Genomic DNA, 12946 nt, shown 5'->3' with positions numbered 1-12946 from the left:
TTGTTCAGCAGGTCAGAGGCGGTCGCTAATCAAAGCGCCGCCGGGTGGGATCTGAACACGGCCTCGTCACGGGCCGCTCCACCATCCCGCTCACTGAGGTTCCACTCGCATGCGCAAACACACGATCGTCCCTTCGCTGCTGCTCCTCGGCTCGCTGGCCCTGGCGACGGCCTGCTCGGCCGGCTCGCCCGGGACGGGGGTGCGGGAGTCGCAGGCCGGCAGCGGCGCCTCCTCCTCGGCCTCCAGCGAGGGCTCCGGTGAGGGCCCCGGCGGAAGTGCCGGCGCCGCCGTCACGGGGGTCGAGCCGGCGCGGATCAAGGGCCTGGACATCGTCACCGACAGCAGCGAGCACAGCTCCTGCCGGTACGCGACCAGCTATCCGGCGGTCCCCGGCGCGGACGCGATGACGGCCTCGATGAAGCAGTACGTCACCGGGCGCCTCAAGGCGTTCGTCGACGCGGAGTGCGGCAGCTCCGGAGGCGGCGGCGCGGGCGAGCTGAACATCACCTACCAGTTCCTGGTCGCCTCCGGTGACGTCCTGGGCGTCCGGCTGACGACCCTGGACCGCGCCTCCGTCGGGGACGGTCTGGCGACGTCGACGTACTGGTACGACGGTTCGGCGGGCGCCGCCCGTACGCCGCTGGAGCTGGTCTCGGACCACGCGCGCAAGGCGCTGATCGCCGCCGTCGAGAAGCAGCTCACGGGACGTGAGGGCATCGACGCGACCCAGCTCCGCACGACCCTCGCCGGCTCCGCGGACCAGGCGAACGTGCTGGACGACATGGTGTTCACCCGGGACGGCGGGCTGCGGATCGACTTCGACCGGGACACCGTGGGCGTCGCCGCCGCCGGCCGGTACACCGTGACCCTGCCCAGGACCACCGTCACGCCGCTGCTGTCCGCCTTCGGCAAGCGTGCCCGGAACCAGACCGTCTCCCCGAGCGGCTCCCTCGACCTCGGCGCGCGCAGCACCCCCGAGGTGACCGCTCCGGCGCAGGCGGACCCGGGGACGGACACCACGGACTGCAAGCAGGTCAAGTGCGTCGCGCTGACCTTCGACGACGGTCCGGCCGTCCCGGAGACGGCCACCCTGCTGGGGTATCTCGCGCAGTACAAGGCCCGCGCCACCTTCTTCACCGTCGGCCAGAACGTCACCGCCCACCCCGATCTGGTGCGGGCGGAGGCGAAGGCGGGGCACGAGGTCGGCAACCACTCCTGGAGCCACCCCGACCTCACCAAGCTCACCTCGGACCAGGTCGCCTACCAGCTCAGCCGCACCAGCGCCGCCATCAAGGCCGCCACCGGCAAGGAGCCCACCCTCTTCCGCCCGCCCTACGGCGCGGTGAACGCCAAGGTCCGCTCGGCCACCACCCTCTCCCCGGTGCTGTGGGACATCGACACCGAGGACTGGAAGTACCGCGACGCCGCGAAGGTCGCCAACACGGTCATCACCAAGGCCCACCGCAACAGCGTCGTCCTGCTCCACGACATCCACCCCACCTCGGTCGCCGCCGTCCCGGAGATCCTTCGCACCCTCACGGCCCAGGGCTTCCACTTCGTCACGGTCAGCCACCTGCGGGCGAGCATCCGCTAACGCGGCCTCAGCCCCTCGAACACCGGAGAACCCTCTGTTGCACAACGATCCCCGCGCCGGCCTGCCCCACCGGCACCGGCTCAGAAGGCGCGGGAAAACGCTGGTGTACGGCTCGCTCGGCGCCGCCCTGCTGACGGTGGCCGGAATGGCTGTGAACGCCGACGTCTCCCTCGCCACCCCGATACCGGCGGGCCTCGCCGGGTCCACCGCCGACGTCACCCTGATCACCGGCGACACCATCGGCGTGGACGCCGCCGGCCGGGTCGTCGGGGTCACCCGGGGCAAGGGCCGCTCCGACGTCCCGGTGTCCGTGCGGCGCTACGGCGGCCACACCTACGCCGTCCCGGCCGACGCGGCGGCGCTGCTGGCGAGCGGGCGGCTGGACCGGCGGCTGTTCGACGTGACGCGCCTCGTCGCCGACGGCTACGACGACGCCCACCGCGCGACGCTGCCGCTGATCGTCTCCTACCGGGGCGCGGCGGCGGACCGTGCCCGGCAGTCCGTCGACGCGGCCGAGGGAACGGCGGCACGGGCCCTGCCCGCCGTGCGCGGCCAGGCCGTCACCGCCGACAAACCCGACGTCACCGGCGTGTGGCAGGCCCTCACCGAGAAGGCCGGCGACCAGGCCGGCGCCGCGCCCGGGGTGGACCGGGTCTGGCTGGACGCGAAGATTCCGGCCCCGGCACAGAGTTCCGCCTCGCCCGATCCCACTCAGGGCACCGCGCAGATCCACGCCCCCGCCGCCTGGCAGGCCGGCTACGACGGCAAGGGCGTCGAGGTCGCGGTCCTGGACAGCGGCATCGACGCCACGCACCCGGACGTGAGGAACTCCGTCGCCGCCGCGCAGGACTTCAGCGGTTCGGGCACCACCGACGACACGATGGGGCACGGCACACATGTCGCGGCCACGATCGCCGGGTCGGGGGCCGGGAGCGGCGGCCGGTACAAGGGGGTCGCGCCCGGCGCGAAGCTGCTGGTCGGCAAGGTGTTCAACCGGGGTGGCACGCAGGAGTCGTACCTCATCTCCGCGATGCAGTGGGCCGCGGGACGGGGCGCCAAGGTCGTCAACATGAGCCTCGGCGGCACCGACGCCCCGGGCTCCGACCCGGTGGAGAAGGCCGTGAACGCCCTCTCCGCCTCCTCCGGGGCGCTCTTCGTCATCGCCGCGGGGAACAGCGGACCCGACGCCGGCACCGTCAACTCCCCCGGTTCGGCGGCCTCCGCGCTCACCGTGGCCGCCGTGGACGGCGCCGACCGGCTGACGTCCTTCTCCAGCCGGGGCCCGACCGCCGACGGCGACCTCAAGCCCGACATCGCCGCACCGGGCCTGGACATCATCGCGGCCAAGGCCGTGCACGGCACGGAGGGCGACGCGGTCCCCGTCCCGGGCTACGTGAAGATGAGCGGCACCTCGATGGCCACCCCGCACGTCGCGGGCGCCGCCGCGATCCTCGCCCAGAAGCACCCGGACTGGACCGGCGCCCGGCTCAAGGCCGCGCTCATGGACTCCGCCGTACCCCTCAAGGACGCCTCCACGCCGTACGACGCGGGCGCGGGCCGTGTGGACGTGGCCGATGCGCTCGCCCAGACCGTCGTCACCGACACCGCCTCACTCGGCTTCGGCGTCCAGAAGTGGCCGCACACCGACGACAAGGCCGTCACCAGGACCCTCACCTACAGCAACACCGGCGACAAGCCGGTCACCCTCGGCCTGGCCGCGACCGGCACCGGCCCCGACGGCAAGGCGGCCCCGGCCGGCCTGTTCACCGTGTCGGCCGACCGCCTGACCGTCCCGGCGGGCGGCACCGCCCAGGTCACCGTGACCGCCGACACCCGCGCCGGAACCGTGGACGGCACCTACTGGGGCAGCGTCACGGCGAAGTCGGCCTCGGGCACGAACATCCACACCGTCCTGGGCGTCGTCCGCGAGGTGGAGTCGTACGACCTGGTCCTCACCTTCACCGGCCGCGACGGCAAGGCGACGGGACCGGCTCTCGCGACCGTCATGGGCCTGGACAACGGCAGGCAGTGGAGCTTCGGCGACGACGGGACCGGCACCCCGGCCGGCAAGGTCACCCTCCGTGTCCCCAAGGGCCGCTACCTGGTCGACGTCCAGCTCAAGGGCCGGGAGCACGGCCTCGACGTGATGACGGAACTCGTCTCACCGGGTCTGGCCGTCGGCAAGGACACCACTCTGGCGCTGGACGCCCGCACCGGCAGGCCGATCAAGGTCACCGCACCCGACGCCGGTGCCTCCCTGAAGGCCGGCGCGGTCGTCTACGGCGCTCGCGGGACCCGGCGCTCGTACGACTACGCGGGCGTCGTCCTGCTCGGCGCGAACAGCGCGTACGACCGGGTCCACCTCGCCCAGGCCGGTCCCGCCGCTGCCGCCTCGGCCTTCCTCTCCCAGATCGGCGGGGTCTGGCAGCGCGGCGCCACCGGCCCCCTGTACGACCTCGTCACCACCCGCAGGGGCTCCTTCTTCACCGGGCTGACGCGCGGCTTCACCAGCCGGGGTCTGGCCAAGGTGGTCACGCCGATCGGCTCCAACGCCAAGGGCGCCACGGCCACTCCGAGCGCCGCCTGGACCACACCGGGCTGGTCGGACGTCTCCGCCTTCGCCGGCAGTTCGTTCGGCGCCTTCCGCACGGTGCCCGACGCCTCGGTCGTGCACTACGTCTCCACCGAGGACGGCCTGCTCTGGAGCCTGGGCGCGAACGTCGGCGACGACACCTATCCCTACCTCGCGCTGCTGTCCCCGACCGCACCCCGGCGCTTCGAGGCGGGCCGCGCCTACCAGGAGACGTACAACACCGGCGTCTTCGCCCCGGTCATCACCCCGTACACCCGGGTCGGCAGTCCCGGCGCCTCGCACAGCGGCACCTTCTACGCCCTGTGCGTGCCGCTCCTGTCCGACGGCGCGGGGCACGTCAACGGCGCCGACGCCGACTGGCGCTTCCGCCTCACCGCCGACGGCAAGGCCGTCGCCGACCGGCGCAAGGACCCCTGCGGGCTCGACGCCGTGGACGGCCTGCCCAAGAAGCGGGCGGCGTACCGGCTCAGCCTGGACGCCTCCCACCCGGCCCGGGACGTCTCCGCCGGGTACCGGGTCTCGGCGGTGTGGACGTTCACGATGGACTACGCCCCGGACACCAGGCTGGCGGAAATGCCCCTGTCGGTCGTCCGGTTCACCCCGAGGCTGAGCCTGACCAGCACCGCGAAGGCGGGCGCCCGGCTGACCGTCCCGGTCGTCCTCCAGGGACCGGCCGCGAAGAAGGGCGCCGTCAGGTCCCTTTCCGTGCAGGTCTCCTACGACGGCGGACGCACCTGGAAGACGGCCCCCGTGCGCACCGGCGCCACCGGCGGGCGCTCCGTCACCCTCGACCACCCGACCACACCCGGCACGGTCAGCCTCCGGGCGACCCTCGTGGACACCAGCGGCAACACGGTGACCGAGACCCTGCCGACCGCCTATCGCACCACCAAGTAAAGGAAGACCCATGCACCTCCCCTCCTTCCGCGGCATCCGCGCCTCCTCGGTGCTCCCGGCCGTCCTCGCCGGAGCCGTCGCCGTCGCCGGCCTGACCGGTGTCACCGCGGAACACACCACCGCGCCCGGCCGTTCCTTCCAGCTGGTCAGCTCCACGACGCCGACCGACGGCATGAGCTACGACATGTCGGCCACCGACGCGAACCAGTTCAAGAGCCGGTACGACGCCATCATCAACGACATCCGCAACCGGGTGCGCGGCACCACTCTCTACGGCAACGTCGTCCTGGCCCAGAGCAACGACGACTACTTCCCCGTCACCCTGGCGATCGGCCGCAGCCAGATCACCATGGTGTTCAACGCGCGCAACCTGTACGTCGTCGGCTGGCGCAACGACGCCACGAACACGTACTACCGGCTCGGTGAGGGCCCCAACAGCCCCCTCGGCTCGACGAGCCAGGTGAACCTGAACTGGCTCAACTACACGCAGATGGAGAGCGCGGCGGCCGTCGGCCGGGGCAGCCTGCCCATCTCGCAGGGGAGCATCCAGGGTTCGATCCGTGACCTGGGGACCGCGACGACCGCCAACCGGGACCGGGCGCGCGCTCTGCTGGTCCTGGTGCAGGCGTTCGCCGAGGGTGCTCGCTTCGACTTCCTGTCGTACCGCGTCTCCGAGGCGATCAGGCTGAGCCACTCCTTCTACACGGGTGACTCCTCGCAGGTCAGCAGCAACGGGTCGAACTCGGGCGGCAGCATGATCGACGTGACGGGACTGGACTTCGAGAACAGCTGGTCCGCGATCTCCAGCGCGATGCTGCGCGCCACGCGGGACCGGTCCACGCCGCACGTCCGGGTCGGGGACGGCTACCTGGACACCCTGTCGGCCATCGACGCCCAGCTGGCCGTGGCGCTGCGTTCCTGACGCCGGGTCCCGGACAGCGGTGTGGCCCGCCGGGCGATCGCCCGGCGGGTCAGGGCCGTCCCCCCACGCGGCGGCGGATCGCGTCGAGGAGCATCTCCAGGCCGAACTCCATCTCCGCCTCGTGGTCGCAGACGGCGAGTTCCGTGGCCGCCGCGGCGACCGAGGGGAGTCCGCCGTCGACGAGTTCCTGGGCCCGCATGGCCGTCACGCCGGGGATGGCCCCGGCGTAGGTGGGTGCGAAGCCCACCTCGCGGGAGAGGGTTCCGATCAGGAAGGCGATGACGGCGCGCATGACGTGGACGGCGGCGGCGCCCTCCAGTCCGGCGCGGTGCAGGACCCGCAGCGCGGCCTCCACGACCGGCATGGCGGCGGGGGCGTTGAGGCGCCGGGTCAGTACGAGGGACGCGGAGCGGGGGTACTCCAGGGCGGCGGCGCGGAAGGAGCGGGCCAGCGCGCGCAGTCCGTCCTCCCACGGCATCGCGTCGACGTCCGGGATGCTGATCCCGTCGAGGATGACGTCGGCCATGGCGTCGAGGACGTCGGTCTTGTCGTCGACGTGGTTGTAGAGCGACATGGTGCGCACCCCGACCGCCGCCGCGATCTTGTGCAGCGAGAGCTTCTCGATGCCCTCGGTCTCGGCCAGGACCAGGGCCTGACGCACGATCTCCGTCCTGGTCAGCGGCCCACGACGGGTCATCCTCTGGGCCATCGCCCCTCCTCCGGTCGGCCGCGAACCCTGGCGGCGGCCTCAACTTATCTCACCGGACGCCGCCCTCCGCGAGCCCGGACCTTGACATCACTTATTCCATAAGCCTAGCTTGAAAATGCATTAAACATACGCCGTAAGTATTTATCGGAGAGCCACTGATGACCAGCACCATGCGCGCCCTCATGGGCGGTGCCGGACCCGAATGGGACGTCCGTGACGTCGCCGTCCCCGAGCCGGGTCCAGGACAGATCCGGGTGCGAGTGCGGGCCGCCGCGCTGAACCGGGCGGACCTGTACATGCTCCAGGGCACCTACAACCCCCGCGCGAGGACGAGCGACCTGTTCACCGCCGGCCTCGAACTGGCCGGGGAGGTCGACGCGGTCGGCGCGGGGGTGTCGGGTCCGGCCGTGGGCGACCGGGTCATGGGCGTCACCCTGGGCGCCTTCGCCCCGTACGCGCTGGTCGACCACCGGCATGTGATCGCCGTCCCGGAGTCCCTGCCGTGGACGGAGGCGGCGGCGCTGCCGGTGGCGCTGGCGACCGGGCACGACGCGCTCGCACAGGGCGGGTTCGCCCCGGGGCAGAGCGTGCTGGTCGTGGGCGGCACGTCGTCGGTCGGTCTGATCGCCGTGCAGCTCGCGAAGGCGCTCGGCGCGTCCAGGGTCGTCGCGACCACCACCTCGGCCGGCAAGGCGGGCGCGTTGAAGGCGGTCGGCGCGGACGCCGTCGTCGACACGTCGTCCGAGAGCCTCGCCGAGGCGGTGGCGGCGGCCACCGGCGGTACCGGCGTCGACCTCACCCTCGATCACGTGGGCGGCCGGCTCTTCGCGGACGCCTTCCTGGCCACCCGGATCGGCGGCACGGTCGTCAACGTCGGACGCCTCTCCGGGCCCGAGTCCACCGTCGACCTCAACCAGCTGGCCTTCCGCCGGCTGAAGGTGATCGGTACGACGTTCAGCGTCCGCACGCCCGACGAACTCGCCGGTGTCTGCGCCGCGTTGACGGCCGACGTCGTGCCCGCCGTGGCGACGGGCGGTGTCCGTGCCGTCGTGGACGGGGTGTTCGCCTTCGACGACGCCGAGGCGGCGGCCGGCCGTATGCGGTCCAACACGGCCGTCGGAAAGATCGTTCTGGAACTTCCGGAATCCTGAGAGAGAAGAGAGCCGCAGCATGAGCCGTGTCTTCGGGCAGATCGCGCAGATCGGGTACGTCGTCCGCGACCTGCACGCCGCGATGGACTTCTGGGTCGCCCAGGGAGTGGGCCCCTGGTTCTACCAGGAGCCGGTGCGGACGGACTGGTTCAGGTACCGGGGTGTGGAGTCCGGCATGCGGATGGCCGCCGCGATCGCCAACTCCGGTGACCTCCAGATCGAGTTGATCCAGCCGCTCGACGACGAACCGTCCCTGTACAAGGACTTCCTGGACGCCGGGCACGAGGGCGCCCAGCACGTCGCCTACTGGACGGACGACTACCAGGAGCTGTACGACCGCGCCCTGTCCCTCGGCTACACCGTCGCCCAGGAGGGCGCGATCCAGGGCGGCCGGTTCGCCTACCTGGACACCGAGACGCTGCCCGGCACGGTCATCGAGATCTCCGACATCGGCGGCGCCAAGGGCGAACTCTTCGCCGCGCTGCGGGAGATGGCGGCCACCTGGGACGGCACCAACCCCATCAACAAGGTCGGCTGACACCCCCGTACGCAGGAGGAACCATGGACTACCCCGACCTGACCGCGCTCCCCGCCGAGGCTCGGAAGATCGCCGCCGAGCGGTCCGCCGTCAACGTCTACCGGATGGTGTTCCACTCGCCCGCCCTCGCCCCCGCCTTCCTCCAGATGGCCGACGCGATCTTCCAGAGCGCCCTCCCGCACCCGCTGCGCGAACTCGCGATCCTGCGGGTGGGGCACGCCTACCGGGCGCCGTACGAGATCCACCACCACGAGAACATCGGCCGCCTCCTCGGTCTGGACGAGGCCGGGATCGCCGCCGCCGGGTCCGGTGCCGACGCCGGTCTGACGGCACAGCAGTCGACGGTGCTCGCCCTCACCGACCGGCTGTTGGAACAGCACACCCTCACCGAGGGCGACCGCGCCGAGGCGCTGGAGCACCTGACCGTGGGCGAGCTCTCCGACCTGGTGCTCACCGTCGGCTTCTACCAGCTGGTCTGCAACTTCCTGAACACCTTCGGCGTGACGACCGAGGGCGAGCAGGCCCCCTACTGACCCGCCCTCACCCGCACTCCAGGAGGATCGATGAAGCTCGCCTGGCAGGACTCCGACGTCCTCGACATGCCCACCCTCGGCACGCGCGTCCCCGCCTTCGACGGCCTGGACCAGGTCCCCGGCGGCTACGGCGCCAGACTCGCCTGGGCCCGCAGCCAGGCGGAGGTGTTCCGCGCCGAGTTCACCGCCACCGGCACCCCCGACACCGTCACCACCTGCGACCTGGTCACGCTGCCGTACCCCACCAAGTTCGGCCTGTTCCGGGCCGGTCGGGCGATCGCGCCGTTCCTCAGCATCACCAACCGGATGCTGGTCGTGCGGTGGACCGAGAGCGACGGACGCGCGAGGGTGCTGCTGTTCGAGCCCAGCGACCATGAACTCGGCGAGAACACGCCGTACTTCGCCGCCCTGGTCCGCCGCACACCTGGGCCGCTGCGGTCGCTGCTCACGACCCGGCACGGCACGGTCCTCAGCCATCTGGCCCGGCTCGGCATCGAGCCCGACGACGTGGACTACCTGCTCTTCGACCACCTCCACACGCAGGACCTGCGCCGCTGGGTGGGGACGACCCGGCCGCAGTCCGACCTCGGCGGCGCCACCGTCACCCCCGCGTTCCCGAACGCCAAGGTGATCGTGCAGCGGAACGAACTCCTCGCCATGTCCCAGCTCCACCCGCTCCAGCGGCCCTGGTACCAGCCGCAGACCTACCAGGACGTACGGCCGGACGCGTTCCTCGCCGTCGACGGCTCGCTGATCCTCGGGCCGGGCGTGGCCGTGGTCGAGACGCCGGGGCATGTGCTGGGCAACCAGACCCTGGTCCTCAACACCTCCACCGGCGTCTGGGCGTCCAGCGAGAACGCCATCGCCGCCGAGTGCCTGACCCCCGAGCACTCCCGCATACCGGGCCTCGCCCGCTGGTCCCGCGCCTGGGGCCAGGAGGTGGTGCTCAACGCCAACACGATCGAGACGACGGCCGAGCAGTACAACTCGCTGATCGTCGAGAAGACGCTCGTCGACCGCTCCCAGAGCGACCCCCGTTTCCTCCAGTTCTTCCCCTCCAGCGAACTCACCGCGTCCTGGGCGAACCCCGGAACCGCTCCGACGTTCACCCACAGGGCGATCACCCACTCATGACAGCAGGGTGGCGGCCCCGGCCCGCAGGAACTCCATCGCCGCGTCGATGTCCGCGTCCTCGGGGCGGTGGCACAGCTCGCTGACGACCGCCGCCGCCGTGACGGCCGCCATCCGGGGGCCGAACGCGTCCGGCGCGGCGCCGCACTCCTCGGCGAACATGCGGGTGCCCTCCTGGACGACGTCCGAGAGGCGGCCGTTGCTCACCGCCCTGAGTTCGGGGTTGAGGTCGAACATGCGCTCCGAGAGGTCGTCGAGGTCGCCGCGCCCGGCGATCTCGGCGCGCAGCCAGTGCTCCAGGGCGTCCAGCGTGAGCCAGCCCGGGGGCCGGTCGGTGAGGGCCGTGCGCAGGCGTTCGGCCAGGGCGTCGGAGCGGGCCAGGGCCAGTTCCAGCTTGGAGGGGAAGTACAGCGTGACCGTGCGCGGCGAGACCTCCGCCGCCTCGGCGATGTCCGCGATGGTCGTCGCCTCGAATCCCCGCTCGGCGAACAGCTCGTACGCCGACCGGAGGATCGCTTCCCTGCGCCGGGCCTTGCCGCGCTCCCGGAGCCCGTCCCTCGGCTCGTTGGTCACCATGCCAAGAGATTACCATCGAGAGCTAATTTACAGTCGGCTGTAATTATGCCGTACGGTGTAGTTCAGGACGGGTGCCGCCTCGGCATCCGGGAACGGCACGACGAAGGGACGGCGCTGGCATGGCGTCTCGCCTCTACACATGGGCTCTGCTGGCGGTACGCCGCCGGGGCAGGGTCATCGCGGTCTGGATGCTGCTGCTCACCGGCATCGGCGCCCTCGGCGTCACCGTCCACGGCGAGCCTGCCTCGGACTTCACGGTCCCGGGCATCGAGTCGCAGCGCGCCCAGGACCTCCTGGAGAAGAAGTTCCCGGAGGCCGCCGGCGGTGTGATCCGTGTGGTGTACGCGGCCCCCGAGGGCGGCACCGTCACGCGGGCGGCCGTCGAGGAGGGGCTGACGCGGGCCGCCGCGATACCGGGCGTCGTCCAGGTCACCGACCCGTTCACGACCGGCTCACTCTCCGCCGACAAGCGCATCGGCTACGCCGACGTCCGCTTCCGGCAGGCCGCCGCCGACGTCCCCCAGGACGCCAAGGACACCCTGCGCGAGGCGATGGCGCCCGCCCGGAAGGCGGGACTCGACGTCGAGTACGGCGGTACGGCCATGAAGGCACCGACCAGCGTCGGCGGCCCCGCCGAACTCGTCGGCGTCGTCCTCGCCCTCGTCGTCCTCGCCGTCACCCTCGGCTCGCTCGTCGCGGCCGGGCTGCCACTGCTGACGGCGGTCGTGGGGGTGGCCATCGGCGTGCTGGGGGTGAAGTTCGTGTCGACGTGGGTGCCGGTCACCGGTACGTCCACGGTGCTCGCCCTGATGATCGGCCTGGCGGTCGGCATCGACTACGCCCTGTTCATCATCGCGCGCCACCGCGAACAGCTCACCGACGACCCGGACATGGACGTCGAGGACTCGATCGCGCGGGCCGTGGCCACGGCGGGCAGCGCGGTCGTCTTCGCCGGGGCCACCGTCGTCATCGCCCTGGCCGCCCTGTGCGCGACCGGCATCCCCTTCCTCGCCGTCATGGGCCTGTCGGCGGCGGCGACCGTGCTGATCGCCGTCCTCATTGCCGTCAGTCTGGTCCCCGCCGTCCTCGGCCTGTTCGGTGAGCGGCTGCGCCCGAAGCCCCGGCGCCCGAAAGCCGGCCGCCGCGAACGCGCGCCCGGCGCCTGGGGCCTGGCCTGGGCCCGCGCGGTCACCCGGCGCCCGCTGGTCGTGCTCCTCACCGGCGTGATCGCGCTCCTCGCGCTCGCCCTGCCGGCCCGCGATCTGCGCCTGGGACTGCCGAGTTACGCCACCTCCCCCACCGAGAGCACCCAGCACAAGAGCTACGACCTTCTGACGGAGGGCTTCGGCGCGGGGTTCAACGCGACGCTCGTCGCCGTCGTCGAGACGAAGGGCATACCCGCCGCCGACCTCACGGCCACCGTCACCGGCCTGCGGACGTCACTGGCGAAGGACTCCGGCGTGGCCGCCGTCTCCAAGCCGGTCCCCAACAGCGACGACAGCCTCGTCGTGATGGCCGTCGTCCCGAGGACGGGACCCGACGCGCAGGCCACCACCGACCTGGTCCACCGGCTGCGCGAGAACGCGCCGGCCGTCGCGAAGGCGGACGGCACCCTCTACCTCGCCGGTCAGACGGCCGCCGCGATCGACGTCGCCGGGAAGCTCTCCGGCGCCCTCCCGCTCTTCGTCGCGATCATCGTCGTCCTGTCGCTGCTCCTGCTCACGCTCGCGTTCCGGTCGCTGCTGGTGCCGCTGAAGGCGACCCTCGGCTTCCTGCTGTCGATCGCGGCGTCCGTCGGCGCCACCGTCTGGGTCTTCCAGGACGGCCATCTCAACGGCCCGCTGGCCATCCCCTCGGCCGGTCCGGTCACCAGCTTCCTGCCGGTCCTGCTGATCGGCGTCCTGTTCGGACTGGCCATGGACTACGAGGTGTTCCTCGTCAGCCGGATGCGCGAGCACCACGAGAACACGCTGGACGCGCGGGAGGCCGTCGTCCAGGGCGTCGCCCGCAGCGGGCGCGTGGTGAGCGCCGCCGCGCTGATCATGGCCGCCGTGTTCGCCGGGTTCGTCTTCAACGAGGACCCCGTCATCAAGTCCATCGGCTTCGCGCTCGCCGTCGGTGTCCTCCTCGACGCCTTCGTCGTCCGCCTGACCCTCGTCCCCGCCGCCATGGCCCTCCTCGGCCGCAACGCCTGGCGGCTCCCCCGCCGGCTCGACCGGGTCCTGCCCGACGTCGACATCGAGGGCGCGGGGCTGCCCGAGCGCGGCACGCCGCGCGAGAAGGCGCCGGTCGGATGAGCCTG

Annotated in this window: 10 protein-coding genes; 8 read left to right on the top strand and 2 right to left on the bottom strand. The window is 72.0% G+C overall.

Annotated elements, in window-relative coordinates; genetic code table 11:
• Positions 1-109: 109 nt before the first annotated feature.
• Genes ABZX85_RS28040 through ABZX85_RS28030 form a run of 3 tightly spaced genes read left to right on the top strand, consistent with a single transcriptional unit; the run spans position 110 to position 6006 of the window.
• On the top strand, positions 110-1594 hold the full coding sequence (locus tag ABZX85_RS28040; protein WP_355874077.1) for a polysaccharide deacetylase family protein: 1485 nt from the start codon (positions 110-112) through the stop codon (positions 1592-1594).
• Positions 1595-1631: 37 nt separating this feature from the next.
• Complete coding sequence (locus ABZX85_RS28035; RefSeq protein WP_355874074.1) at positions 1632-5084, top strand: S8 family serine peptidase; 3453 nt, start codon at positions 1632-1634, stop codon at positions 5082-5084.
• A gap of 10 nt (positions 5085-5094) precedes the next feature.
• A complete protein-coding gene (locus ABZX85_RS28030) occupies positions 5095-6006 on the top strand; it encodes a ribosome-inactivating family protein (RefSeq protein ID WP_355874071.1) in 912 nt (303 codons plus the stop codon).
• Positions 6007-6055: 49 nt separating this feature from the next.
• Here ABZX85_RS28030 and ABZX85_RS28025 read toward each other — a convergent pair whose 3' ends face one another.
• Positions 6056-6715, bottom strand: a complete 660-nt coding sequence (locus tag ABZX85_RS28025; RefSeq protein ID WP_355874068.1) for a TetR/AcrR family transcriptional regulator C-terminal domain-containing protein — start codon at positions 6713-6715, stop codon at positions 6056-6058.
• A 158-nt stretch (positions 6716-6873) separates the two neighbouring features.
• Between ABZX85_RS28025 and ABZX85_RS28020 the strand changes: the two genes are divergently transcribed.
• From ABZX85_RS28020 to ABZX85_RS28005, 4 genes are read left to right on the top strand one after another with little or no spacing between them, the layout of a single operon-like run.
• Positions 6874-7866 (top strand): zinc-binding dehydrogenase, encoded by a 993-nt coding sequence (locus ABZX85_RS28020; protein ID WP_355874065.1) that lies wholly within the window; start codon positions 6874-6876, stop codon positions 7864-7866.
• Positions 7867-7885: 19 nt separating this feature from the next.
• Entirely contained in the window at positions 7886-8404 is a 519-nt protein-coding gene (locus ABZX85_RS28015; protein ID WP_355874062.1) for a VOC family protein, read from the top strand.
• A 23-nt stretch (positions 8405-8427) separates the two neighbouring features.
• Complete coding sequence (locus tag ABZX85_RS28010; protein ID WP_355874059.1) at positions 8428-8937, top strand: carboxymuconolactone decarboxylase family protein; 510 nt, start codon at positions 8428-8430, stop codon at positions 8935-8937.
• Positions 8938-8967: 30 nt separating this feature from the next.
• Positions 8968-10071 carry a hypothetical protein gene (locus tag ABZX85_RS28005; RefSeq protein WP_355874057.1) on the top strand — a complete coding sequence of 368 codons (1104 nt, stop codon included), beginning with the start codon at positions 8968-8970 and terminating at the stop codon, positions 10069-10071.
• On the opposite strand, the gene ABZX85_RS28000 is transcribed toward ABZX85_RS28005, so the two are convergent.
• Positions 10066-10644, bottom strand: coding sequence for a TetR family transcriptional regulator (locus ABZX85_RS28000; RefSeq protein ID WP_355874054.1), 579 nt, complete (start codon positions 10642-10644; stop codon positions 10066-10068). The two genes, ABZX85_RS28005 and ABZX85_RS28000, sit on opposite strands and share 6 nt — an antisense overlap.
• Positions 10645-10763: 119 nt before the next feature.
• Between ABZX85_RS28000 and ABZX85_RS27995 the strand changes: the two genes are divergently transcribed.
• Positions 10764-12941: an MMPL family transporter gene (locus tag ABZX85_RS27995; protein WP_355874051.1), complete on the top strand. Its 2178-nt coding sequence runs from the start codon at positions 10764-10766 to the stop codon at positions 12939-12941.
• Positions 12942-12946: the final 5 nt, after the last annotated feature.

It is taken from the genome of Streptomyces sp. NPDC004539, from assembly GCF_040610055.1.
Lineage (GTDB): Bacteria > Actinomycetota > Actinomycetes > Streptomycetales > Streptomycetaceae > Streptomyces.
The sequence above is the reverse complement of the archived record's forward strand: the minus strand, read 5'-3'. Positions and strand labels throughout refer to the sequence as shown.